This window comes from Curtobacterium sp. C1, assembly GCF_021049325.1.
Lineage (GTDB): Bacteria > Actinomycetota > Actinomycetes > Actinomycetales > Microbacteriaceae > Curtobacterium > Curtobacterium citreum.
Genome location: NZ_CP088076.1, coordinates 1139964 through 1164665, shown reverse-complemented (window position 1 = coordinate 1164665; position 24702 = coordinate 1139964). Strand labels below are relative to the sequence as shown.

Genomic DNA, 24702 nt, shown 5'->3' with positions numbered 1-24702 from the left:
GGGCGCGCCACGGGCCTGCGGGCCTGGAGGCGCGACTCACGCCCGGCGCAGCGCCACCCGCATGCTGTCCACGCGTTCCGCGACGACGGCGTCCGCCGTCCACCGCTGCTGGAGGCGGCCGACGAGGGCCTGGACGTCACCTTGGTCGAGACCGGGGTGGAGCGCGAGGCCCACCGTCAGCTCGGCCCCGGCGAACCGACCGAGCGGGTCCCCCGGAGACAGCTCGACCCGCGCGACCGCCGGTTCGTCGGCCACGGAGTCCGCGAACGCCCGGGCGACCTCCGGGTCCTCGAAGCACGGGGTCCACGGCACGTCCTGGCCGATCGCCCACACGGCCGGTCGGCGCAGCACGAACTCGGTCGGCGCCGTCGGGTCGAGGACCACGAGCTGGGTCTCCTCGCTCGCCGCCGCCATCGCCACGCGCCGCGTCTCCGCCGGCACGGGCCGCGCCGTCGGGTCCCACGACCGCATCGCCTCGGCCGAGGTGAACGCCGGCATGACCGTCCGCCCGTCCGGCCCGGCGACCGTCACGATGGACAGCTCCTGGGTCTTGTCGACGAGCTTGCCCTCGGGCGTGTGGCCGACGTCCCCGGCCTCGGCGACGAGCGGGATGAGGAGCCGCGCGGTCCGGAGCGCGTCCACCACGGCGCGCTGCGAGCCGCCCTGCTGCAGCCCGGTGATCGCGGCGACCACCGCGGGGTCGGCGAGGCCGTCGTCCTCGTCGTAGGCGGTGTCGTGCGCGTCGAACGTCCGTCCGGCCCAGGGGTTGCCCGCGGAGTCGGCGGCACCACCGGGGGTGTGCGCGTCGTCGTCCGTCGGCTCGGGTCCCGTGCCGCGGCCGTTCGAGATGCCCGCCACCGCGCGCTACGCCCCGGCGACGTCGAGGGCGGCCGGGAGCGTGAACGCGCCGGAGTAGAGCGCCTTGCCGATGATCGCGCCCTCGAGCCCGTGCGGGACGAGCTCGCGGAGGGCCCGCAGGTCGTCGAGCGTCGAGATGCCGCCGGAGGCCACGACGGGCTGGTCGGTCCGGTCGCAGACCGCACGGAGGAGCTCCACGTTCGGGCCCTGCAGCGTGCCGTCCTTCGTCACGTCGGTCACCACGTACCGGGCGCACCCGGCGGCCTCGAGCCGGTCGAGGACCTCCCACAGGTCGCCGGCGTCCTCGGTCCACCCGCGGCTCGCGAGGGTCGTCCCGCGCACGTCGAGCCCGACGGCGATCTGCTCGCCGTACTGCTGGATCACCCGGGCGGCCCACTCGGGCTGCTCGAGCGCGGCGGTGCCGAGGTTCACGCGGGCGGCGCCGGTCGCGAGGGCGGCCTCGAGCGAGGCGTCGTCGCGGATGCCGCCGGAGAGCTCGACGGAGACCCCCTCGACCTCGTCGATCGCGCGGGCGATCACCTGCCGGTTGTCGCCGCGACCGAACGCCGCGTCGAGGTCGACGAGGTGGATCCACTCGGCGCCCTGCTCCCGCCACGTGCGGGCGGCGGTGACGGGGTCGCCGTACGAGGTCTCGCTGCCGGCCTCGCCCTGGGTGAGGCGGACGGCCTGGCCGTCGACCACGTCGACGGCGGGGAGCAGGACGAGGGGCGGGGTGGCGGTGAGGTCGGTCATGGTCCTGTCGGTACTGGTCTCGGTGGCGGCTTGCTCAGAGTGAGCGGACCCAGTTCCGGAGGAGCTGGATGCCCGGCTCGCCGGACTTCTCGGGGTGGAACTGGGTGGCGGTCAGCGGGCCGTTCTCGACCGCGGCGACGAACCGCTGGCCGTGCTCGGCCCAGGTCAGCCGGGGCGCGCGGAACGGGCCGTAGGCGTCGAGCGGGAAGTCGGTGACGCCGTAGGAGTGCACGAAGTAGAACCGCTCGTCGTGCAGCCCGTCGAACAGGACCGAGTCCTCGGGCGCCTCGACGGTGTTCCACCCCATGTGGGGCAGGACGTCGGCCTCGAGCTGCTCGACCGTCCCGGGCCACTGCGCCAGGCCCTCGACGTCGGCGCCGCGTTCGACTCCGCGCGCGAACATGACCTGCATGCCGACGCAGATGCCGAGCACCGGACGCCCGCCGGCAAGGCGGTGGTCGACGATCTCGCCGCCGTGCACGCCCTCGAGCTGGTCGACGACCGCGGCGAACGCACCCACGCCCGGCACGAGCAGTCCGTCGGCCCGCAGCGCGGTCTGCTTGTCGGCGCTCAGGGTGACGTCCGCGCCGGCGCGCTCGAGGGCCTTCGCGGCGGAGTGCACGTTGCCGGAGCCGTAGTCGAGGACGACCACGTTCGGCCGCGCGCCCGACGGCTCGGTCTCGGGGTCGGTGCCGGGTCGGTCGGTGCCGGGTCCGTCGGTGCCGGTCACAGGGCGCCCTTGGTCGACGGGATGCCGTCGACGCGCGGGTCGAGCTCGACCGCCTTGCGCATCGCCCGGGCGAAGGCCTTGAACTCGGCCTCGGCGATGTGGTGCGGGTCCCGGCCCTCGAGCACGCGGACGTGCACGGTGATGCCGGCGTTGAACGTGATCGCCTCGAACACGTGGCGGACCATCGACCCGGTGAAGTGCCCGCCGATGCGGTGGAACTCGAAGCCGGCTGGCTCCCCCGAGTGCACGAGGAACGGACGGCCGGAGACGTCGACGACCGCCTGTGCCAGCGCCTCGTCGAGGGGCACGAGGGCGTCACCGTACCGGCCGATGCCGGACCGGTCGCCCAGGGCCTGCTTGAGCGCCTGCCCGAGCACGATGCCGGTGTCCTCGACGGTGTGGTGCACGTCGATGTCGGTGTCGCCCGTCGAGCGCACCCGCAGGTCGATGAGCGAGTGCTTGCTGAACGCGGTCAGCATGTGGTCGAAGAACGGCACGCTCGTCGAGACGTCGGACGAGCCGGTGCCGTCCAGGTCGAGCGAGAGCTCGATGCTCGACTCGCTCGTGCTCCTGCTGACGGAGGCGGTACGGGCGGTCATGCGTCCAGCCTAACCGGGGGCTGGTCGGCGGCCACGCGACGCATGGCGTCGAGGAACGCGGTGGTCTCCTCCTCGGTCCCCGCGCTCACCCGGAGGTGGTTCGGGATGCCGAGGTCACGGACGATCACGTCCTGGTCGAGCAGGGCCTCGAACGCGGCGTTCGGGTCCGCGACGCCGCCGAACAGGACGAAGTTCGACCACGTCTCGTACGTGCGGTACCCCATCGCGCCGAGCTCGGTGACCATGCGGTCGCGCTGTTCCTTGATGTCGTCGACCATCGCGAGCATCTCCGGCGCGTGGCGGAGCGCCGCGACGGCAGCAGCCTGCGTCAGCGCGGACAGGTGGTACGGCAGCCGGACGAGCCGGATCGCGTCGATGACGGCCGGGTCGGCCGCGAGGTACCCGACGCGGGCGCCCGCGAACGCGAACGCCTTGCTCATCGTGCGCGAGACCACGAGCCGCTCGCGCCCCGGCAGCAGCGAGACGGCACTCGGGACGTCGGCGGGCATGAACTCCGCGTAGGCCTCGTCGACCATCACGATGCCGTCGGTGGCGTCGTACGCGGCGCGGACGGTGTCGATCGACAGGGGCGTCCCGGTCGGGTTGTTCGGCCCGCACAGGAAGACGATGTCGGGCTGGTGCTCGCGGATGGCGGCCACGACGGTCTCGGGCGAGATGCGGAACTCGTCGTCGCGCTGCGCCGGGATCCACGTCGTGCCGGTGCCGGACGCCAGGATCGAGTGCATCGAGTAGGTGGGCGGGAACCCGAGCACGCTCCGGCCGGGACCGCCGAAGGCCTGGAGGAGCTGCTGCAGGACCTCGTTCGACCCGTTCGCCGCCCAGAGCTGCTCGGCGGTCAGACCGTGCCCGAGGTACGCGGCGAGCGACTGGCGCAGCTCGGTGAACTCCCGGTCGGGGTAGCGGTTCACCGTCGTCAGCGCCTGACGGATCGACTCCACGATGTCGTCGGCGACGTCCTGCGGCACCGGATGCGTGTTCTCGTTGACGTTCAGCTGCACCCGCACGTGCTTCTGCGGGGCACCGTAGGGGCTCTGCCCACGGAGGTCGTCGCGGATCGGGAGGTCGTCGAGCGTGGTTGCCACCGATCCATCGTAGGCCGCGCTGCCGTGCGGACGACCGGCCGTCCGGACGGTCGCGGCCACGTGGACGATCGGCAGGTCAGTTAACCGCGGAGTACTTCGCCGGGATCGCGATCTGCTCGCCCGCCTGGAGCGTCGAGCCGTCGAGCGCGTTGAGGCTGACGACGTCCTGCACGAAGTCGCGCGGGTCGGCGTCGGGCGCGGTCTGCTCGGCGAGCGACCACAGGGTCTCGCCCGGCTGCACCGTGACGGTCTCGAAGTGGACGGGAGCCCCGGCGCGCGAGGCGTCACCGGCGGAGGCCTGGCCGCCGTTGATGACGGCGAGCAGGATACCGACAGCGACCGGGAGCGCAGCGAGCGTCGTGAGGACGACCCGTCCACGGCGCGTGAGGCGCAGGCGCGTCCGGACGGCGGGCGTCGCGGTGCGCTGGGTGTCAGCGATGGCGATGGTGCTCATGTCGTTCTGCCTTCCCGTTCGGTGAACCGAAGTCGTGTACCGAACATACTTTCGAACCTACGGCCGCACAAGTCCCAGGAAGGGATTCGTGCGGGATTTCTTGCCGACACGCTCGAACAGGTGTTTGTCCGGCGTGGGACGGTCGGATACTGTTTCGAGCGACTGGGACGAGTCAAGCGGGTACCACCGACATCCGCGGCGATCACGTCCCGACACCGACGAAGGGCGGCCCGACGTGGCGGACGAACTGCGGAGCCAGAAGCCGCTGACGGCGAAGCAGCAGGCGATCCTCGACGCGATCCGAGCGTCCATCGCCAGCCGCGGCTACCCGCCGAGCATGCGGGAGATCGGCGACGCCGCCGGCCTGTCGTCCCTGTCGAGCGTCTCCCACCAGCTCGGTCAACTCGAGCTCGGCGGCTGGATCCGTCGTGACCCGAACCGTCCCCGCGCGCTCGAGGTCCTGGTCGACGAGCCGAACCCGGACGTCCAGACCCCGGACGTCGACGCCACGACGCTCGTGCCCCTCGTCGGCCGGATCGCCGCCGGTGTGCCGATCACGGCCGAGCAGCACGTCGACGAGATCGTGCCGCTCCCCCGTCAGCTCGTCGGCACGGGCGACCTCTTCATGCTCAAGGTCGTGGGCGAGTCGATGATCGACGCCGCCATCTGCGACGGCGACTGGGTCGTCGTCCGGTCGCAGCAGACCGCGGAGAACGGTGACGTCGTCGCGGCGATGCTCGACGAGGAAGCCACCGTCAAGGTCTTCCGCCAGCGCGACGGCCACACCTGGCTGCTCCCCCGGAACTCGGCGTTCGAGCCGATCCTCGGTGACGCGGCGACGGTCCTCGGCAAGGTCGTCGCGGTGCTCCGCTCGCTCTGACCGCGACCCGCTCTGATCCAGACCCACCGACGGACGGGAGGCACGGTGCCAGCTGGCACCGTGCCTCCTGTCCGTCCCGGTGTGGGTCCGGTGACTAGGCCGTGGTGACGGGCGCCACCACGTAGGGGTCGAGCTCGGCGACCTGCCGCTGGAAGACGCGGACGTGCAGTCGGGTGCCGTCCTCGACGTAGTCGGTCGTCTCGACCGCGCCGGCGTCGTGCAGGGCCGACACCAGGTCGCCGCGGTCGTAGGGGATGACGACCGTCAGGTCGACGTCCGGTTCCGGCAGACGGTCCTCGATCGCCGCCAGGAGCTCGGCGACGCCCTCGCCCGTGCGTGCCGAGACGAAGACGGCGTCCGGGACCAGGCCGACGAGCACGAGGCGCTGCGCGTCGTCGATCAGGTCCGCCTTGTTGAAGGCGACGACCTCGGGGACGTCGCGCGCGCCGACTTCGCCGATCACGTCGCGGACCGTGGCGAGCTGCGCGGCCGGGTCCGGGTGTGAGCCGTCCACGACGTGCACGATGACGTCGGCCTGGCCGACCTCCTCGAGCGTGGACCGGAACGCCTCGACCAGCTGGTGCGGCAGGTTGCGCACGAAGCCGACGGTGTCGACGAACGTGAACTCGCGACCCTTGGTGCTCTCGGTGCGGCGGACGGTCGCGTCGAGCGTGGCGAACAGCTGGTTCTGCACCAGCACGCCGGCGCTCGTCAGCCGGTTGAGCAGCGACGACTTGCCGGCGTTGGTGTACCCGGCGATCGCGACGCTCGGCACCTCGTTCCGGGCACGGTCGGCGCGCTTCGCCTCGCGGGCCGGGGTGAAGCCGGCGATCTGGCGCCGGAGCTTCGCCATCCGGGTGTGGATCTTCCGGCGGTCGAGCTCCATCTTGGTCTCACCGGGGCCACGGGAACCCATGCCCGCACCGCCGGAGACCTGGCCACCGGCCTGCCGGGACATCGACTCGCCCCAACCACGGAGGCGCGGGAGCAGGTACTGCAGCTGCGCGAGCTCGACCTGCGCCTTGCCCTCGCGGGTGGAGGCGTGCTGGCTGAAGATGTCGAGGATCACGGCCGTGCGGTCGATCACCTTGACCTTGACGACGTCCTCGAGCGCACGACGCTGCGAGGGTGCGAGCTCGGTGTCGGCGATCACGGTGTCGGCGCCGGTGGCCTTGACGACCATCGCGAGTTCCTCGGCCTTGCCCTTGCCGAGGTACGTGGAGGGGTCGGGGGTCGGTCGGCGCTGCAGGAGTCCGTCGAGCACCACGGCACCCGCGGTCTCGGCCAGGGCGGCGAGTTCGCGGAGGGAGTTCTCGGCGTCCTGCGCGCTGCCCTGGGGGTAGACGCCGATGAGGACGACCTGCTCGAGCCGGAGCTGCCGGTACTCGACCTCGGTGACGTCCTGGAGTTCGGTGGAGAGGCCGGTGACACGGCGCAGGGCCGCCCGGTCCTCGCGTTCGTACTGGTCGCCGTCGCCGGCCCAGCCGTGCTCGTCGACCGATCGGGTCTGGATCGCCTGCGCCGGGGCGAAGATCGCGGACGATGCCTTCGAGTCCGCGTTGCGGAGGACGCGTTCCACGACACCTTCGGCGCTGTCGTCGGATCGTCCGTCGTTCATGGTGGTTTCCGTCATCTTCTCCACAGGGTACCGCCGCCACGCCCGGGACACACGGGGGTCCCGGTACGGTTCTTCCATGGCGAACGAGCACTACTTCTCCGCGAACCCGTCGTCGGAGACCCGTGCGCGCCAGGTGCACGTCACGCTCGCCGGCAAGCCGCTGAGCCTGACCACCGCTGCCGGGGTGTTCAGCCCGGACGGCGTCGATCGCGGCACGCGGGTCCTGCTCGGTTCGGTGCCGCCGCCCGCGTCGTCGGGCGCCCTGCTCGACGTCGGCTGCGGTTGGGGTCCGATCGCGATCACCATGGCGCTCGAGTCGCCGGACGCGCACGTGTGGGGCGTGGACGTCAACGAGCGGGTGCTCGGGCTGGCGCGGGACAACGCCGCCGCCGCCGGGGCTGCGAACGTGACGGTCGGCCTGCCGTCGGAGATCCCTGCCGACCTGCGCTTCCGGACGATCTGGTCCAACCCGCCGATCCGCGTCGGGAAGGACGAGCTGCACGAGATCCTGCTCACCTGGATCCCCCGGCTCGAGATCGGGGGCGACGCGTGGCTCGTCGTGTCGAAGGACCTCGGTGGCGACTCGCTGCAGCGCTGGCTCGGGGACACGCTCGGCGCCGGGTTCCGGGTCGCGCGGGCGACGACGGACAAGGGCTTCCGGGTGATCCGGGTGCACCGCGTGGCGGAGGACACAGCCGCAGCGGACTGAGGCGGGGCTGGTCCGTCCTGCTCGCTGGCGGGTCGTGCTGTTCCGGAGTGCCGGCGCGCGTGCTCGGCGGTCCGGACTGCCCGCGCGGCTCGGTGCTCGTTGCGCTGGTGACACCCCGGCGTGCTCGAGACGCCTCCGATCACGCGAGACGCCCGGCGAAGCGGTGGCGTCTCGACGGTGGCGCGGCGTCTCGCGGGCAAGGCGGCGTCTCGCGGGCGCTGCAGTCCCCGTGGGCGTGGTCAATCGTTCCCATCACGCCCGACATGGGAGGACGAACCGCGCGTACTCGGTCAGGACGAACGACCTCCGACGCGCGGAACGGCCTCCAGTGAGCGGATCGGCCTCCTTCGCGCAGAACGACCCCCGCGCCGAGCCCCGGCGCCGACAGCCCTCAGACCGTCAGGTCCCCCGAGAACACCAGCTCCGCCGGCCCCGCGAGCGCCACGTGCTCCCCGTCCTCGGCCGCGAACATCCGCACCGTGACGATCCCGCCCGGGACCCGCACGCGCCACGTGTCCGGCGCCGAGGGCCCCGCCCAGTACCGGGTCGCCAGCGCTGCCGCGACCGCGCCGGTCCCGCACGACAGCGTCTCGCCGCTCCCGCGCTCGTGCACCCGCATCGTGATCTCGCCGACGCCGTCCTTGACCAACGGATCGCCGGGCAGCACGAACTCCACGTTCGCCCCGGCCGCCGGTGCCGGGTCGAGCACGGGGATCCAGGTCAGGTCGAGTCCGGCGAGCTCGTCCTCGGTCGCGACCGCGACGACGACGTGCGGGTTCCCCACGTCGATGCTCAGGCCGGGTCGCGCGCCGTCGAGCTCCCGCGCCCGGACCATGACGTCGTTCGCGCCGCCGCCCTCGATGCCGAGCCCCCACCGGCCCAGGTCCGCCGAGAAACCGTTCGTGGTCCGCTGGATGTCGACCAGGCCCTTGCGGCTGCCGACGGTCAGGGTCTCCCCCGGCGCGAGGTCGACGAGCCCCGACTCGGTCAGGTACCGCGCGAACACCCGGATGCCGTTGCCGCACATCTCCGCGACCGAGCCGTCGGCGTTGTGGTAGTCCATGAACCACGTCGCCTCGGGCGCGACCGCGACGAGCGCCCGCCCCTCCGGGAGCGCCTCGGAACGGACCGCCCGGATCACGCCGTCGCCGCCGACGCCGAACCGACGGTCCGCGATCGCCCGGATCCGCTCGGGGGTCAGGTCGACCGTCGCGTCGGGGTCGGCGAACAGGACGAAGTCGTTGCCGGTGCCCTGGCCCTTGGTGAAGTGCAGTTCGGTCACGGGACGATCCTACGGGCCGCCTCCCGCAGGCCCGCGAGGTCCGTCCCGGTCATGTCCAGCACCTCGGCGTCGGCGTACCGCTTGAACCAGGAGACCTGCCGCCGGGCGTACTTGCGCGTCGCCACCGCAGTCGCCTCGACGGCGTCGTCCCGAGTCGCCCGCCCGTGCAGCACGTCGAGCGCCTGCGCGTACCCGATCGCGGCGCGGGCGGTCTTCCCCTGCTCCAGCCCCTGGTCGCGGAGCCCCGCGACCTCGTCGACGAGCCCCCGGTCGAACATCCGCGCGGCACGCTCGTGCAGTGACGCGACGAGTCCGGTGCGTTCGCGGTGCAGGTGCAGGATCCGGGCGGGTCGCCAGGCGCGGGGCGCGGACGGGAGGCTCGGGGTCACGACCTCGGATCGGCTCGCGATCTCGAGTGCGCGGATCAGACGCCGCGGGTTGCGTTGGTCGACGGCGGCCGCGGCGGCGGGGTCGAGCGCCCGGAGCCGCTCGACGAGGACGCCGGGTCCGAGTTCGGCGTGCTCACGCTCGAGCCGTGCGCGCAGTTCGCGGTCCGTGCCCGGGAACGCGAGGTCGAAGAGCACCGACGACACGTAGAGCCCGCTGCCGCCGACGAGGAGCGCGACGGAACCGGAGTCCGTGATCCGTTCGACGTCGGCTCGCGCGTCGCCCTGGTACGCCGCGACGCTCGCCTCGTCGGTCACGTCGAGCACGTCGAGCTGGTGGTGCGGGACCCCTCGGCGCTCCGCGACGCTGAGCTTCGCCGTGCCGATGTCCATGCCTCGGTAGAGCTGCATCGCGTCGGCGTTGACGATCTCCGCAGGACGTCCCGACCGGGCGAGTTGCTCGGCGATCGCCAGGGCGAACTCGGACTTGCCGGTCCCCGTGGCGCCGACGATCGCGATCAGGTCGACCGCGGCAGGGTCTGACGACCGGCCGTCGAGCGCCAGGCCCTCGGGCGACAGGGGCTCAGCGCCCGACACGGAGCGACGGCAGACCGAGCGAGACCGGACGCAGCCCCGCGGCCGCACCGGCGGACGCCGGGGTCGGGACACCGCAGCTCTCGGCCTGCGCACGGTCCCAGGCGTCGCCCGCGCGGGTTCGACGGATCTGCAGGGGCCCGTCGTTGTCGGCGATCAGGAAGTGCGGGGCCGCACGGGTGACCTCGACCGTGACGACGTCACCGGGACGCGGCACGGCGGAGTCGGCCGGGACCGAGAAGTGCACGAGCCGGGAGTCCTCCGCGCGCCCGGACAACCGGTGGGTGGCGTCGTCCTTCTTGCCCTCACCCGTGGCGACGAGCACCTGCACGGTGCGACCGACCTGCTTCGCGTGCTCCTCGGCGGTGATCCGGTCCTGCAGCGCGATGAGTCGCTCGTAGCGTTCCTGGACGACCGCCTTCGGCAGCTGGTCCGGCATCGTCGCCGCCGGGGTGCCGGGACGGATCGAGTACTGGAAGGTGAAGGCCGACGCGAACCGGGACTGTTCGACGACCCGCAGGGTGTCTTCGAAGTCCTCCTCGGTCTCGCCCGGGAACCCCACGATGATGTCCGTGGAGATCGCCGCGTTCGGGATCTTCGCCCGGACGCGGTCCAGGATCCCGAGGAAGCGCTCGCTCCGGTAGCTCCGACGCATCGCCTTGAGTACGCGGTCGGAACCGGACTGCAGGGGCATGTGCAGCTGTGGCATGACGTTCGGCGTCTCCGCCATCGCGTCGATGACGTCGTCGGTGAACGCCGCCGGGTGCGGGCTCGTGAAGCGGATCCGCTCGAGCCCCTCGATCGCGCCGGCGGCACGGAGGAGCTTGCTGAACGCCTGGCGGTCCCCGAACTCGACGCCGTACGAGTTGACGTTCTGCCCGAGAAGGGTGACCTCGATCGCGCCGTCGTCGACCAGCGCCTGGATCTCGGCGAGGACGTCCCCCGGTCGACGGTCCTTCTCCTTGCCGCGGAGCGAGGGCACGATGCAGAACGTGCAGGTGTTGTTGCAGCCGACGGAGATCGACACCCACCCGCTGTAGGTCGAGTCGCGCTTCGTCGGCAGCGTCGACGGGAACACGTCGAGCGACTCGAGGATCTCGATCTGCGCCTCGTCGTTGTGTCGCGCGCGCTCGAGCAGGGTCGGCAGTGACCCCATGTTGTGCGTCCCGAACACGACGTCGACCCACGGCGCCTTCTCGAGGATGACGTTCTTGTCCTTCTGCGCCAGGCACCCGCCGACGGCGATCTGCATGCCGGGGTGCTCGCGCTTGACGCCCGCCAGGTGCCCGAGGTTGCCGTAGAGCCGGTTGTCCGCGTTCTCGCGCACCGCGCAGGTGTTGATCACGACGACGTCGGCCTGCTCGCCGTCGGCGGCGACGTACCCGGCCGACTGCAGCGAACCGCTGAGGCGCTCGGAGTCGTGCACGTTCATCTGGCACCCGTAGGTGCGGACTTCGTAGGTGCGGGGGCGGGCGTCGACGGTGGCCATGATCGTCCCAGTGTAGGTCGGTGCGGGACTACTCGAAGCGGACGGTCCCGCCACCGGACGGAGGTCGCCGTCCGCCGCCGTCGAGGGCGCGCTCGACCGCGATCCGCACCACGCCGGAGCCGTAGCCCTTGCGCATGAGGAACCCGCTGAGGCGTCGCTCGGCGGTCGCGCGGTCGAGCCCACGGAGCTGCCCGGCGCGCTTCTGGGCGAGCTCGATCGCACGGACGAACTCGTCGTCCGCGTCGTCCGCCGCCGCCTCGAGCGCGGCGTCGATCGCCGTCTGGTCGATCCCGCGCCGACGGAGCTCCGCGACGACCCCCTGGCGCCCGAGGCCCTTCCGCTCGTGGAGCCGGCCGACCAGGTCCGTCGCCAGGGCCACGTCGTCGAGCAGGCCGACCCGGACGAGCCGTGCCACCTCGTGTTCGACGACGTCCGGATCGAGGTCCTGCTTGGTCAGCACCTGACGCATCTCGGACTCGCTGACGCCCTTGCGCCCGAGCGCCCGCATGCTCACCCGTTCGGCATCGGCACGCTGCTCGTCGAGCGGTCGCGGGACCTCGTCGGGTTCGAGCTCCTGTCCCCCGCGGATCGAGAACACCGACGCCGTCGCAGCGTCCGCGGTTTCGGTGTCGTACCCGCGCTGAGCCTCGTACCCGGTCCGCTCCGACCGTGCACTCCGGCCGCTGCCGTCCCCGATGACGGGCGACAGCCACTCCGCCTGTGGACGAGCACCGTGCAGCGGCACCGGCGCATCGGCGTCCGCCGCACCCGTGAATGCCGTGTCCGACGTCGTCACCGCGCCGACCCCGGCCTGTTGCTCGGGATCGGACTCGACCTCGGACTCCGGCTCGTACCAGCGCTCGTCGTCACCGGACGGCGCAGCGGTGCGCGGGAGACCGTCGGGCCGCTCGACCGGCTGAACCGAGCGACCACGACGCGACCGCGCACCGAACAGGTCGGTCACCGGCGCGAGGTCTGCGTCGTCGTCGTGCTCGTCCGTCACGCGCCCTTGCGCTCCGCGATCTTCGGCGCGATGGACTCGACCTTGGCGTCGTCGGCGTCGGCCTTGGCGCCACCGACACCGAGCTTCGCGAGGATCTTGCCCTCGATCTCGGCGGCGATGTCGGCGTTCTGGATCAGGAACGAACGCGAGTTCTCCTTGCCCTGCCCCAGCTGGTCGCCGTCGTAGGTGTACCAGGCGCCCGACTTCTTGACGATGCCGTGGTCGACACCGAAGTCGAGCAGCGAGCCCTCGCGCGAGATGCCCGTGCCGTACAGGATGTCGAACTCGGCCTGCTTGAAGGGCGGCGCCATCTTGTTCTTGACGACCTTGACGCGCGTGCGGTTGCCGACCGCGTCGGTGCCGCTCTTCAGGGTCTCGATGCGACGGATGTCGAGACGGACCGACGCGTAGAACTTGAGCGCCTTGCCGCCCGCGGTGGTCTCGGGGCTGCCGAAGAACACACCGATCTTCTCGCGCAGCTGGTTGATGAAGATCATCGTCGTCTGCGTCTGGTTCAGCCCACCCGCGAGCTTGCGGAGCGCCTGCGACATGAGACGTGCCTGCAGACCCACGTGCGAGTCACCCATCTCGCCCTCGATCTCGGCGCGGGGCACGAGCGCCGCGACGGAGTCGACCACGATCAGGTCGATCGAACCCGAACGGACGAGCATGTCGGCGATCTCGAGCGCCTGCTCACCGGTGTCGGGCTGGGACACGAGCAGCGCGTCGATGTCGACGCCGAGCTTCTTCGCGTACTCGGGGTCGAGCGCGTGCTCCGCATCGATGAAGGCCGCGATGCCACCGGCGCGCTGCGCGTTCGCGATGGCGTGCAGCGTCAGGGTCGTCTTACCGGAGGACTCCGGGCCGTAGATCTCGATGATGCGGCCGCGCGGCAGTCCACCGATGCCGAGCGCGACGTCGAGCGCGACCGAACCGGTCGGGATGATGGCGACCGGAGCGCGGTCGTCCGACCCGAGGCGCATCACGGTGCCCTTGCCGAACTGGCGGTCGATCTGGGCGAGTGCGGTCTCGAGGGCCTTCTCGCGGTCTGCGGGTGATGGCATGGTGGTGCTCCTTCGTGCTCGGTGTCGGCCGCCTGTAGGCTGTCGCGTCCACCCCGGCCGGTGCTGCAGGGCCGGGACTTGAGCGACAAGGCTTCGGGCTGTTCCCGATGACTCGAACCTAGGGTCGGCCACCGACATCACTGCCGGTCGACGCGCCACCTGTGGACGGACATCCGGAGCAACTCCGATGTGGAGGAACGTAGCACCGATCGAACACGCGTTCGAGCAACACGCCGAACACAGTTTCGGGACGTGCGGACCGGGTCAGTCCCGCGGTTCCGCGAGCCCCTTGCCGTGCCGCTTGTCGAGCGGCACGTCCTGCGAGTCGCACAGCGCCTCCCACACACGACGCGCATCGATCCCGGCGTCGAGCGCGTCCGCCGCGGACCGACCCCCGAGCTCCTCGAGCACGACGTCCCGCGTCACCACTGCGCCGTAGGCCGACCCGAACACCTGGTCCACGGCACGCCAGAACTCACTCACCCGCATCCGACCAGCGTAACGAGCGCCCCGGACAGCAGGACGCCCCCGCCGGCATCGGCGGGGGCGTCCGTGGAGCGGTACGGGGTCAGCGCACCGCGAGGTCGTTGTCGAACTCGGCGACGAGGTCGTCGGGCAGGGTGTCGGGGACCGGGGTGAGTCCCTCGACGACCGCGAGCCGGTCGCCGACCTCGCGCATGATGGTCGAGATGGGCGTGTCGAGCGCGTCGGCCACGGAGGCGAGGATCTCGGAGCTGGCCTCCTTCTGACCGCGCTCCACCTCGCTCAGGTACCCGAGAGCAACGCTGGCCTTGGACGCGACCTGACGGAGGGTCCGGCCCTTCTGCAAGCGGAAGTCCCGCAGCACGTCGCCGATCTCCTGACGAACGAGAACCATGAGAACTCCTCCTCTCTGTCGTCTCCGCGCCCGCCTGGTCCGGGTGACCGTGGTCGGGTTCAGCAACAGTAGCGTTGCCGGTTGCAGCATGCTAGCGACGCCGGCTGCCGTCCTGCTGGAGATTGCGTGGGATGTAACCCGGCGGTAACGAGGCCTATTCCCCGCTGCGCACCGTGGCCGACATCCGTGCCAGGAGTTCGGAGACCGTGGCCTGTCGGATTGCCTCGCGGTCGCCCTCCAGGTGGAGTTCGTACGCCTCGGCGCCCGACGCGGACGCGATGCCGACGAACACCGTGCCCACGGGCTTGCCGTCCTGCGGGTCCGGGCCGGCGACACCGGTCGTGCTGATCCCCCACGTGGCGGGCACGCCGTCGACCGCGAGCGCGGTGCGGACGCCGCTCGCCATCTGCCGGGCGACCTCGGGGTCGACCGCCCCGTGCTCGGCGAGGAGGTCCGCCGAGACGCCGAGCACGGTGTGCTTGACGGGCGTCGCGTACGCCACGACACCACCGCGGACGACGGCGCTGGCCCCGGGGACCCCGACGAGGGTCGCCACGACGAGGCCGCCCGTGAGCGACTCGGCCACAGCCACGGTCTCGCCCCGGGCGGTCAGCGCGGCGACGAGCGCGCGGACGTCGGTCACGCGGCGGTCCGGTTGTGCTTCCAGGCCTGCCAGAGGTAGTCGGCCCCGCTGAGCACGGTGGCGAGGAGCGCGGCGGTCATCAGGATGCCGTTCACCCAGTGCGCGAGGTCGCCGACGACGTTCCACCACGGGAACAGCGCGAGCGTGATCGCGACGGCCTGCAGCACGGTCTTGACCTTGCCGCCGCGGCTCGCCGGGATCACCCGGTCGGACAGGACGGCGAACCGGAAGACGGTGATCCCGATCTCGCGGAGCATGATCAGCACGGTCACGATCCAGGGCAGCTCACCGAGGATCGACAGTGCGACCAGGGCACCGCCGATGAGCACCTTGTCGGCGATCGGGTCGACGAGCTTCCCGAAGTCCGTGACCAGGTTCTGGCGGCGGGCGATGATGCCGTCCGCGCTGTCGGTGACGATCGCCACGACGAAGACGACCGCAGCCCACACCCGCAGCGACGTGTCCTGCCCGCCGTCGGCGAGCAGCATCACGAAGAACAACGGCGCCATCAGGATGCGCACGACGGTGATGACGTTGGCGACGTTCGCGGTCGACGCCGGTCCCTCGCCCTTGCGGAGCAGCCGGCCCCGCCACGGGAACCGGGCCGCCGAGCGGGTGTGCTGCGAGCTGGTCACGTCGTCACTCCCTGCCCGTCAGTCCCCAGGCGTCCTCGTCCGGGCCGTCCTCTTCCTCAGGGTACCCGCGCGTCATGTCGGCGACCGGGTCGGCACCGTAGCGGTCCTCGTCCGGCGGCGTCGACGTCGGCGCGGAGGCGACCGGTGCCGCCGAGCCCGGTGCGGGAGCCGCTGCCGGCTCGGCGGGCGGCTCCTCACCGCGGAGCTTCGCGAGGACGGCGGGCAGCTGGTCCGGCGTGACGAGCACGTCGCGGGCCTTCGACCCCTCGGACGGGCCGACGATGTCCCGCGACTCCATCAGGTCCATCAGGCGACCGGCCTTCGCGAACCCGACGCGGAGCTTGCGCTGGAGCATCGACGTCGAGCCGAACTGCGTCGACACGACCTGCTCGACCGCGGCGAGCAGCAGCTCGAGGTCGTCGCCGATGTCCGCGTCGATCTCCTTGCGCTCGACCACGGCGGCGACGTCCTGCCGGTACTCGGGCTGGGCCTGCCGGGTGACGTGCTGGACGACCTCGGCGACCTCGCTCTCCTGCACCCAGGCGCCCTGCACGCGGACGGCCTTCGAGGACCCCATCGGCAGGAACAGCGCGTCGCCCTGGCCGATGAGCTTGTCGGCGCCGGGCTGGTCGAGGATGACGCGCGAGTCGGTGACGCTCGTCACCGCGAACGCGATGCGTGACGGCACGTTCGCCTTGATCAGACCGGTGATGACGTCGACCGACGGACGCTGCGTCGCGAGCACGAGGTGGATGCCGGCAGCCCGGGCGAGCTGGGTGATGCGGACGATCGACTCCTCGACGTCGCGGGGCGCGACGAGCATGAGGTCGGCGAGCTCGTCCACGACGACGAGCAGGTACGGGTAGGGCTTGAGCTTCCGTTCGCTCCCGGCGGGCAGGACGATCTCGTTGTTCTCGATGGCCTTGTTGAAGTCGTCGACGTGGCGGAACCCGAACGACGCCAGGTCGTCGTACCGCATGTCCATCTCCTTCACGACCCACTGCAGCGCCTCGGCCGCCTTCTTGGGGTTCGTGATGATGGGCGTGATGAGGTGCGGGACCCCCGCGTAGATCGACAGCTCGACGCGCTTCGGGTCGACGAGGACCATCCGGACCTCGGACGGCTTCGCGCGCATGAGGAGCGACGTGATCATCGAGTTGATGAACACCGACTTGCCGGAGCCCGTCGAGCCCGCGACGAGCATGTGCGGCATCTTCGCCAGGTTCGCGACGACGAAGCCGCCCTCGACGTCCTTGCCGACGCCGATCGTCATCGGGTGCTTGGACTTCCGCGCCGCGTTCGAGCGCAGGACGTCGCCGAGCGAGACGACCTCGCGGTCGGTGTTCGGGATCTCGACGCCGATCGCGCTCTTGCCGGGGATGGGCGAGAGGATGCGGACCTCGTTCGACGCGACCGCGTACGACAGGTTCTTCGACAGCGCCGTGACCCGCTCGACCTTGACGCCCGGACCGAGCTCGATCTCGTAGCGCGTGACCGTCGGGCCCCGGGAGAAGCCGGTGACCTTCGCGTCGACCTTGAACTCCGTGAGGACCCCGGTGATCGCGGCGACGATGTCGTCGTTCGCCTGGCTGCGCGCGACCGAGGGCGTCCCGGCGCTCAGCGTCGTCGCGGCCGGCAGTCGGTACGGCGCGGACGGGTCCTCGTCCGCTGCGCCTGCGGCGGCGAGCCCCTGCAGGTCGTCCTCGGCCGGTTCGGCGTCCGGCACCGACGCGGGCGCCGAGGCGGACACGACCGGCGAGACGCCGGCGTCCGGGCGCGCGACCGGAGCGACGGCCGGCGTGGCAGCCGGAGCCGCGACCGACGCAGCCGCCGTGTGGTCGGGCACCGCCACCCCGGCGTCACGGAGCACGCGCTCGGCGACCTCGAGGTCCTGCTCGATGGAGTCGTTGAGGTTGACCGATCCGGGCTCCGTCGGCGTGTGGTCGACCAGGCCGGCCGCGGCACCCGCGTTCGGGCGCTCCGACGTCGGCGCAGGCGCGGCCGCGGGCAGCACCGGGGTGTCGTACGCGGGGTCCTCTTCGCGCCCGGACCCGTTGCGCCGCCACCACGGGACGGTGCCGCCCTCGGGCTGGTCGCCGCCGGACTGCTGGTCGCCGCCGGACTGCTGCTCGCCCTCGAAGCCGAGGTCGTCGAAGAGCTGGAAGTCGCCCTCGCCGCCCTGCTGGCGCTTGCGACCGCGGGCCCGCGGGGTGGGAGCGACGGCGTCGGCCGCCGGGTCGGCCTCGGCCGCGGGCGCCGGGGCGCCGAACAGGTAGGCGTAGAGCTCGTGCAGCCGTCGGCCGGTCTTGTTCGGCGGCGTCTTGGTGATGATGAAGAGCGAGAGCACGAGCAGCAGCACGGCGACGGGCACTGCGACCCAGACCGTGGCGACCGCGACGAGCCAGCTGATGACGACCCAGCCGAGCACGCCGCCCGCCGCGGCGAGGGCGACCATGCCGTCCGCGGCGCTCGGCTGTCCGCCGAACACGTGGCAGAGCGAGGCGATCGACACGAGCATCAGCCCGAGCCCGATCCCGATCCGGGTGTTGTCGTGCACCGAAGCGGGGTGCCGGAACAGCCACCCGGCGAAGACGATCATGATCACCGGCAACGCGACGGCGAGCCGGCCGAAGAGCCCGCCGAACGTGTACGCGTCGAGCGCGACCGACACCGGGTTCGTCGGGTTGAGCCACTCGACCACGCCGCCCGCGATCGCGAGCACGAACAGCAGGAACGGGAAGCCGTCGCGGCGCTGGTCCTTCTCGAGTGACTCCTTGCCGAGCAGCCGGAAGAGCGCGCCGACCCCGTGGGCCATGCCGAGCCAGGCGCTCACGATCGGGTTCTGCTCGCGGAACACCGGCGTCGGTGCGGCCTGCGGCAGCTTCTTCGTGGTCGCCTGCGTGCGCGACGTCCCGCGCGACCCGCTCCCGCGGGACGACGATGACGCGCGCGAACGCGTGGTCGACTTGGTGCCTCCGGCCATGGGGACGACCCTAATCCCCGCTCGGGACATTCCGCGGTCGCCCCGCCATCAGTACCGGATCGCGTCGATGACCTTGACGCGGACCGCGACGATCGCCGGCAGGAACCCGGCGAGCGCTCCGACGAGCACGGCCGACCCGACCCCGACGAGCGCGGCCTCGACCGGGAACGGTGCCCCGCCCACGTCGACGCCCTGCGTGATGAGGCCGCGGACGGTGTCGTTCCCGAGCAGCGCGGCACCGACCATCACCCCGACGCCGCCCGCGACGAGCGTGCCGAGCACGTTCTCGAGCAGGACCGCGACGAAGATCCGTCCGGCGGTCGCCCCGACGCCCCGTCGCACCCCGATCTCGCGGATGCGCTGGCGGACGCTGACGAGCGACACGTTGAGCAAGCCGAGCCCACCGAGCACCAGGACCAGGACCGCGACGCCAGCGATCACCCAGCGGAGCGGTCCGAGCGGGTCGCCGTCCACCTGACCGGCGGCGTCGGACCGGTCCGCGGAGACGGTCCACCCGGGGCCGAGGGCGCGCTCGGCGTCGGCGGCGATGCGTTCGGCGACGGCCTTGCCGGTGGCCGCCGGGACCCACGCCTGGAAGGTCCGGCCCGCCCCGAGGTCCGGCGACACCGCGGCGTTCGCGGTCGCGACGGAGTTCGCCAGCTGGTAGAAGGACGGATCGGTGTCGTACTCCGACGACACCACCTGGCCGATCACGACGGCGGTGACGTCGGGCGTCCCCGGGAGTCGCACGACCGGGTGCGTCACGATGTCCGGGCTGCCGATCCGCTCGAGGAACGCCCGGTTGACGACGATCGCGGGGGCGAGGCGGTCCCGGTCCCGCTCGGTGAACCACTCCCCCGACGCGAGCCGCACGCGGTGCATCTCGGCGTACGCGGGGTCGACCGTCGTGCCCTGCACGAGCGCGACCCCGTCCGGGAACTGCACGTCGCGCTGCACGAACGTGGCCTCGGACGCGTACCGGACGTCGTAGCGCTCGGCTCCCGCGCGCAGCTCGCGGTCGAGCGCAGCGGCATCGGCGACGGCCGCCGTCCCCGCGGGGTCCGCGGACCCGGAGCCGGTGGTGGAACCGTTGAACGAGTACGTCGCGGGTCGGCCGCCGTACTGCTCGTTGAACGCGGCGGTGACCCGTTCGGCGAGCGACCCGAAGCCGACGACGACCGCGAGGGACGCCACGGCGATCGTCACGCCGACCAGGCTGAGGACGACGCGGCCGCGGTGCACGCGGAGCTCCTGCCACGACTCGACGAACGTGCCGACGACCGTGGTGAGCAGCCGGTTCACGCGACGCCCCTGACGATCCCGGACGCAGCAGCACCGGACAGATCAGCACCGGACAGATCAGCACCGGACGGATCAGCACGGACGAGCGCACCGCCCTCGGCCACGAGCCCGTGGTCGATCCGGTGCACCACGTCGGCCCGGGCGGCGACCGCGGGGTCGTGCGTGATCGTCACCAGGGCCGCACGCGTCTCCGCCGCGACGGTCTCGAGCAGCTCCATCACGACCCGCCCGGTGTCGACGTCGAGCGCCCCGGTCGGCTCGTCGGCCAGGATCAGGCGCGGGGCGCGGACGAGCGCGCGGGCGATCGCCACGCGCTGTTGCTCGCCACCGGAGAGCCGGTGCGGCTGCGTGTCCGCCTTGTCGGCGAGCCCCACCCGGTCGAGTATCTCGAGCGCGAGCCGACGGCGCGACCAGAACGCGCGGCCGCTCGCGTAGAGCAGGGGCACCTCGACGTTCTCGACCGCGGTGCGGCCCTGCAGCAGGTTGAACTGCTGGAAGACGAAGCCGACGTCGGCGCCGCGGATCCGGTCGCGGCGGACGGACCCGGCGCGGCCGACGTCGCGTCCGTCGAACTCGTGCAGCCCGTCGGTCGGGGTGTCGAGCAGCCCGAGGACGTTGAGGAGCGTCGACTTGCCCGATCCGGACCGTCCGACGATGGCGACCCGGCTGTCCGCCTCGACGTCGAGGTCGACCCCGCGCAGGATCTCGAGCGTCGACCCGTCCGGCAGCGGCACGGACTTCCGGAGGTCCCGGACGTGCACCAGGCTCATCCGACGAACACCCCGCCCTCGTCCGTGTCCTCGTCGGACTGCTCCTGCTTGCCGGGGACGAACTGCAGGACCGTGTCGCCCTCGGCGAGCCCGGCCTTCACCTCGACGGTCTCGCCGTCGTTCAGGCCGAGCTCGACGGTCTTCTCGGAGCGCCCGCCGTCGCTGTCGACGACGGTCACGACACCCTTCTGGGCGGTGCCCTCGACCGCGGTGGTCGGGAGCGTCAGGACCCCCTGCGCCGACCCGGCGGACACGGCGAGGGTCACCTCGAGCCCGGGGAACACGGTCACGCCGCCTGGGACGTCGCACCGGAGCTGGGTGCCGCCGGTGCCGCCCCCGGTACCGTCCGAGCCGGTGCCGTCCGAGCCGTCGGAGCCCGTGCCGGACGAGCCGGCCGCGGACGAGCCGGCCCCGGAGCCGTCGGCCCCGGCGCTCGTGAGCGACAGGTTCGTGCACGTGAACGGGGCCGGGCCGTCGGTGATGGTGACGGTGGCCTCGGACGGCCGCGAGGTCAGCCGGTACAGCTGTGCGGCACCGAGCGTCGCGGTCGCCCGGTACGCCTCCGGCGCGACGCGGGCCACCACGTCGCCGATCGCGACGGGCTGCTTCGCGACGAGGTCCAACCCCGAGACCACTCCGGCTGCGGGCGCGACGACGGTGGCGAAGGTCACCTTCGCGGGCAGCGGCTGCCCGTCCTCCGTCGTGCCGGTCGACGGGGTCTCGACACGGACGTCGACGATCGGGGCGCCCTGCTCGACCGCGGTGCCGTTCCCGACGAACACCTTGTTGATCGTGCCCTCGGCGGTGGCGCGGACCGGGGTCGCGGCGGCGGACTCGATGGTCCCCTTCGCCTCGACGTCGTTGACGACGTCCCCGGTGGTGACGGTGACGGTCGGGTCCTCGAGCTGCGCCGTCGGCGTGGTCTCCTGCCCCTCGGGCAGCGCGGCGAAGAACGCGAGACGGACGAGGGACACCGCGATGACGGCGAACACGAGGAACTTCAGGCCGGGCCACACCCAGCGACGCAGGACGGTCACGCTCCGGACGGTAGCGACTGGTATTCCAGATGCGCGTCATCCTGTGGGATGAAACAGGTTGGCCGCCGGGCCGGGACCGTCCCGACCCCGCCGGCCCGCCACGGGGGTGCGGAACGGCCTGGAGGCACGGGGCAGGGTCCGTGACGGACCCGCACCGTGCCTCCAGGCCGGTTCTCGCAGCAGCGCTGCGCGCCGCCTACGCCTCGATGACCACCGGGACGATCATCGGACGGCGGCGGTGCTTGGTGTTGACCCAGCGGCCCACCGTGCGCCGCACCACCTGGCTGAACGCGTGCGAGTCGCGCGTACCGTTGGCGGCCGCCTCGGCGAGCGCCTTGGTGATCTGCGGGCGGACGCTGTCGAAGACCGAGTCGTCCTCGGCGAAGCCGCGCGACTGGATCTCGGGGCCGACGACGCACTGACCGGTCGTGAAGTCGACCGCGCAGAAGACGGAGATGAAGCCCTCTTCGGCGAGGACCCGGCGGTCCTTGAGGTCGGCGTCGGTGATCTCGCCGACGGTGGAGCCGTCGACGTAGACGTAGCCGATGTCCAGCTGGCCGGCGACCGTGACGGCACCGTCCTTCAGGTCGACGACGATGCCGTCCTGGCCGAGGATGACGTTCCGCGGCGGGACACCCGTCTGGATCGCCAGGTCGGCGTTCGCGTACAGGTGCCGGTGCTCGCCGTGCACGGGGAGCACGTTCTTCGGGCGCAGGATGTTGTAGCAGTACAGCAGCTCGCCGGCCGAGGCGTGCCCGGAGACGTGCACCTTCGCGTTGCCCTTGTGCACGACCTTCGCGCCGAGCTTCGTCAGGCCGTCGATCACGCGGTACACGGCGTTCTCGTTGCCCGGGATCAGGCTCGACGCCAGGATCACGGTGTCGCCCTCGCCGATCTCGATCTGGTGCTCGAGGTTCGCCATGCGCGCGAGGACGGCCATCGGCTCGCCCTGGGACCCGGTCGACATGTAGACGATCTGGTCGTCGGGGACGTTCTTCGCCTTCTTCGTGTCGATCAGCACGTCCTCCGGCACCCGCAGGTACCCGAGCTCGGCGGCGATCGTCATGTTGCGGATCATCGAGCGGCCCATGAACGCGACCTTGCGGTTCGCGGCCGCCGCGGCGTCGAGGACCTGCTGCACGCGGTGCACGTGCGACGAGAAGCTCGCGACGACGACCTTCTTGCGGGCGCGCGTGATGACGTTCTCGAGCACGGGTCCGATGTCGCGCTCGGGCGCGGTGAAGCCCGGGACGTCGGCGTTCGTGGAGTCCGGCAGGAACAGGTCGACGCCCGCTTCGCCGAGGCGGGCGAACGCGCGGAGGTCGGTGATCCGGTCGTCGAGCGGCAGCTGGTCCATCTTGAAGTCGCCGGTGTGGAGCACACGGCCGGCGCCGGTCGTGATCGCGACGGCGAGCGCGTCCGGGATGGAGTGGTTCACGGCGACGAACTCGAGGTGGAACGGGCCGAGCTGCTCGGTCTGGTCCTCGGCCACGACGAGCGTGTACGGCTTGATCCGGTGTTCCTTCAGCTTCGCCTCGACGAGCGCGAGGGTCAGGGTGGAGCCGATCAGGGGGATGTCGCCCTTGAGCTTGAGCAGGTACGGCACGGCGCCGATGTGGTCCTCGTGCCCGTGCGTGAGCACGACACCGAGGACGTCGTCGAGGCGGTCCCGGATCGGCCCGAAGTCCGGCAGGATGAGGTCGACGCCGGGCTGGTGCTCCTCGGGGAAGAGCACGCCGGCGTCGACGACGAGCAGCTTGCCGTCGAACTCGTACACGGTCATGTTGCGACCGATCTCGCCGAGACCCCCGACGGGGATCACGCGGAGGGTGCCGGGTTCGAGCGGCTGCGGTGTGGAGATCTGGGTGGGCATTCGGTCCTGACTGTCGTGCGACGCGCTGGTGCTGCGCCGCGGTCTTCCTAACGTGTGGTGCCTGGCACCTTCGGCAGTGCGCCGCCCGCCGCTGCGTTGCGGTCCGGGCGGAAGTTCGAGAAGTCGGCGCCGGGGATGTCCCGGACCGCTTCGAGGGAGGTCTCGATGGCGTAGGCCTCGGTGTCCTCGGGGCCGACGAGCGGCAGCCGGACGCGCGGGCTGCCGATGCGGCCGAGTCCGTGCAGCACGTACTTCGCCGCGACGGTCCCGGGGACGTGGGTCATGATCGCACGGACCAGGGGTTCGACGCGCTTGTGCTCGGCGGTCGCGGTCGCCAGGTCGCCGCGGTTCACGGCGTCGACGATGGTGCGGTACGGCGTGCTCGTGATGTTCGCGGTGACGCCGATCAGCCCGGTCGCGCCGATCGACAGGTGCGGCAGGACGTTCGTGTCGTCGCCCGAGAAGTACATGAGGTCGGTGTTGTTGAGCACGCGGGACACCTCGGCGAAGTCGCCCTTGGCGTCCTTCACCGCGAGGATGTTCGGGTGGTGCGACGCCCGCACGATGGTCTCGTACGTGATCGGGATGCCCGTGCGGCCGGGGATGTCGTACAGGATGACCGGCAGGTCGGTCGCGTCGGCGATCATCCGGAAGTGCGTGAGGACACCGGCCTGCGTCGGCTTGTTGTAGTACGGCGTGACGATCATCACACCGTCGGCGCCGGCCTTCTCGCTCTGCTTGTACAGGTGGATGGCGTGCGCGGTCTCGTTCGAGCCACCGCCGGTGATGATCTTCGCGCGGCCGGCGGCGACGGACTTGCCGACCTCGACCAGGCGGAGCTTCTCCGGGTCGGTCAGCGTCGACGTCTCGCCGGTCGTCCCGGTGACGACGATGCCGTCGGCGCCGGCGGTGATGCAGTCGTCGATGTGCTGCTCGACGCCGGGCCAGTCGACCTCGCCGTCGGCCGTGAACGGCGTCACGAGGGCGACGAGGACCTGACCGAAGGGATTCTCACGCGGGGACACGCGGACCAGCGTACCGGCCCGGTGCGCCGGGCCGG

24 protein-coding genes are annotated in these 24702 nt (G+C 71.8%); 2 read left to right on the top strand and 22 right to left on the bottom strand.

What is annotated here, in order from left to right:
- Window positions 1-36: 36 nt before the first annotated feature.
- The 6 genes from LQK89_RS05685 to LQK89_RS05660 form a co-directional block, all read right to left on the bottom strand.
- The gene (locus LQK89_RS05685) at window positions 37-858 is read right to left on the bottom strand and encodes an SseB family protein (RefSeq protein ID WP_174778554.1); all 822 of its coding nucleotides are present in this window, start codon (window positions 856-858) and stop codon (window positions 37-39) included.
- 6 nt (window positions 859-864) lie between these two features.
- Window positions 865-1611, bottom strand: a complete 747-nt coding sequence (priA, locus tag LQK89_RS05680; RefSeq protein WP_141860838.1) for a bifunctional 1-(5-phosphoribosyl)-5-((5-phosphoribosylamino)methylideneamino)imidazole-4-carboxamide isomerase/phosphoribosylanthranilate isomerase PriA — start codon at window positions 1609-1611, stop codon at window positions 865-867.
- Between the two features lie 34 nt (window positions 1612-1645).
- The gene (gene hisH, locus LQK89_RS05675; RefSeq protein ID WP_231050750.1) at window positions 1646-2263 is read right to left on the bottom strand and encodes an imidazole glycerol phosphate synthase subunit HisH; all 618 of its coding nucleotides are present in this window, start codon (window positions 2261-2263) and stop codon (window positions 1646-1648) included.
- Between the two features lie 74 nt (window positions 2264-2337).
- Entirely contained in the window at window positions 2338-2940 is a 603-nt protein-coding gene (gene hisB / locus LQK89_RS05670) for an imidazoleglycerol-phosphate dehydratase HisB (protein ID WP_141860836.1), read from the bottom strand.
- Window positions 2937-4043 (bottom strand): histidinol-phosphate transaminase, encoded by a 1107-nt coding sequence (locus LQK89_RS05665; protein ID WP_175326236.1) that lies wholly within the window; start codon window positions 4041-4043, stop codon window positions 2937-2939. The genes hisB and LQK89_RS05665 overlap by 4 nt, the downstream gene beginning before the upstream one ends.
- 76 nt (window positions 4044-4119) lie before the next feature.
- Entirely contained in the window at window positions 4120-4497 is a 378-nt protein-coding gene (locus tag LQK89_RS05660) for a LysM peptidoglycan-binding domain-containing protein (protein WP_231050438.1), read from the bottom strand.
- Between the two features lie 235 nt (window positions 4498-4732).
- Between LQK89_RS05660 and lexA the strand changes: the two genes are divergently transcribed.
- Window positions 4733-5377 carry a transcriptional repressor LexA gene (gene lexA, locus LQK89_RS05655; RefSeq protein ID WP_058742957.1) on the top strand — a complete coding sequence of 215 codons (645 nt, stop codon included), beginning with the start codon at window positions 4733-4735 and terminating at the stop codon, window positions 5375-5377.
- A gap of 94 nt (window positions 5378-5471) precedes the next feature.
- Here the strand turns inward: lexA and hflX are convergent, their stop codons facing one another.
- Window positions 5472-7010, bottom strand: a complete 1539-nt coding sequence (gene hflX / locus LQK89_RS05650; protein ID WP_231050437.1) for a GTPase HflX — start codon at window positions 7008-7010, stop codon at window positions 5472-5474.
- A gap of 61 nt (window positions 7011-7071) precedes the next feature.
- On the opposite strand from hflX, the gene LQK89_RS05645 reads away from it, so the two are divergent.
- Window positions 7072-7704, top strand: a complete 633-nt coding sequence (locus LQK89_RS05645; RefSeq protein WP_231050436.1) for a class I SAM-dependent methyltransferase — start codon at window positions 7072-7074, stop codon at window positions 7702-7704.
- A gap of 391 nt (window positions 7705-8095) precedes the next feature.
- Here the strand turns inward: LQK89_RS05645 and dapF are convergent, their stop codons facing one another.
- From dapF to dapA, 15 genes are all read right to left on the bottom strand, one after another.
- Window positions 8096-8986 carry a diaminopimelate epimerase gene (gene dapF, locus LQK89_RS05640; protein ID WP_231050435.1) on the bottom strand — a complete coding sequence of 297 codons (891 nt, stop codon included), beginning with the start codon at window positions 8984-8986 and terminating at the stop codon, window positions 8096-8098.
- Entirely contained in the window at window positions 8983-9951 is a 969-nt protein-coding gene (gene miaA / locus LQK89_RS05635) for a tRNA (adenosine(37)-N6)-dimethylallyltransferase MiaA (protein ID WP_442874064.1), read from the bottom strand. Before miaA ends, dapF begins: the two co-directional genes overlap by 4 nt.
- 4 nt (window positions 9952-9955) lie before the next feature.
- Complete coding sequence (gene miaB / locus LQK89_RS05630) at window positions 9956-11455, bottom strand: tRNA (N6-isopentenyl adenosine(37)-C2)-methylthiotransferase MiaB (protein ID WP_231050434.1); 1500 nt, start codon at window positions 11453-11455, stop codon at window positions 9956-9958.
- 28 nt (window positions 11456-11483) lie between these two features.
- Window positions 11484-12458: a regulatory protein RecX gene (locus tag LQK89_RS05625; RefSeq protein WP_231050433.1), complete on the bottom strand. Its 975-nt coding sequence runs from the start codon at window positions 12456-12458 to the stop codon at window positions 11484-11486.
- On the bottom strand, window positions 12455-13522 hold the full coding sequence (recA, locus tag LQK89_RS05620) for a recombinase RecA (protein WP_114849117.1): 1068 nt from the start codon (window positions 13520-13522) through the stop codon (window positions 12455-12457). The genes LQK89_RS05625 and recA overlap by 4 nt, the downstream gene beginning before the upstream one ends.
- Before the next feature lie 264 nt (window positions 13523-13786).
- Entirely contained in the window at window positions 13787-14011 is a 225-nt protein-coding gene (locus LQK89_RS05615) for a DUF3046 domain-containing protein (protein ID WP_114849116.1), read from the bottom strand.
- Between the two features lie 79 nt (window positions 14012-14090).
- Window positions 14091-14399, bottom strand: coding sequence for a helix-turn-helix domain-containing protein (locus tag LQK89_RS05610; protein ID WP_058742950.1), 309 nt, complete (start codon window positions 14397-14399; stop codon window positions 14091-14093).
- 154 nt (window positions 14400-14553) lie between these two features.
- Window positions 14554-15042: a CinA family protein gene (locus LQK89_RS05605; RefSeq protein ID WP_175326230.1), complete on the bottom strand. Its 489-nt coding sequence runs from the start codon at window positions 15040-15042 to the stop codon at window positions 14554-14556.
- Window positions 15039-15677 (bottom strand): CDP-diacylglycerol--glycerol-3-phosphate 3-phosphatidyltransferase, encoded by a 639-nt coding sequence (gene pgsA, locus LQK89_RS05600; RefSeq protein ID WP_144802051.1) that lies wholly within the window; start codon window positions 15675-15677, stop codon window positions 15039-15041. The genes LQK89_RS05605 and pgsA overlap by 4 nt, the downstream gene beginning before the upstream one ends.
- A gap of 4 nt (window positions 15678-15681) precedes the next feature.
- Window positions 15682-18660, bottom strand: coding sequence for an FtsK/SpoIIIE family DNA translocase (locus LQK89_RS05595; RefSeq protein ID WP_231050432.1), 2979 nt, complete (start codon window positions 18658-18660; stop codon window positions 15682-15684).
- Window positions 18661-18708: 48 nt separating this feature from the next.
- Window positions 18709-19962 carry an ABC transporter permease gene (locus tag LQK89_RS05590; RefSeq protein ID WP_231050431.1) on the bottom strand — a complete coding sequence of 418 codons (1254 nt, stop codon included), beginning with the start codon at window positions 19960-19962 and terminating at the stop codon, window positions 18709-18711.
- Window positions 19959-20732: an ABC transporter ATP-binding protein gene (locus LQK89_RS05585; RefSeq protein WP_231050430.1), complete on the bottom strand. Its 774-nt coding sequence runs from the start codon at window positions 20730-20732 to the stop codon at window positions 19959-19961. The genes LQK89_RS05590 and LQK89_RS05585 overlap by 4 nt, the downstream gene beginning before the upstream one ends.
- Window positions 20729-21769, bottom strand: a complete 1041-nt coding sequence (locus tag LQK89_RS05580) for an HlyD family efflux transporter periplasmic adaptor subunit (protein WP_231050429.1) — start codon at window positions 21767-21769, stop codon at window positions 20729-20731. The genes LQK89_RS05585 and LQK89_RS05580 overlap by 4 nt, the downstream gene beginning before the upstream one ends.
- 196 nt (window positions 21770-21965) lie before the next feature.
- Window positions 21966-23642 carry a ribonuclease J gene (locus tag LQK89_RS05575; RefSeq protein ID WP_175326225.1) on the bottom strand — a complete coding sequence of 559 codons (1677 nt, stop codon included), beginning with the start codon at window positions 23640-23642 and terminating at the stop codon, window positions 21966-21968.
- A 47-nt stretch (window positions 23643-23689) separates the two neighbouring features.
- Entirely contained in the window at window positions 23690-24667 is a 978-nt protein-coding gene (gene dapA, locus LQK89_RS05570) for a 4-hydroxy-tetrahydrodipicolinate synthase (protein ID WP_058730183.1), read from the bottom strand.
- Window positions 24668-24702 lie beyond the last annotated feature (35 nt).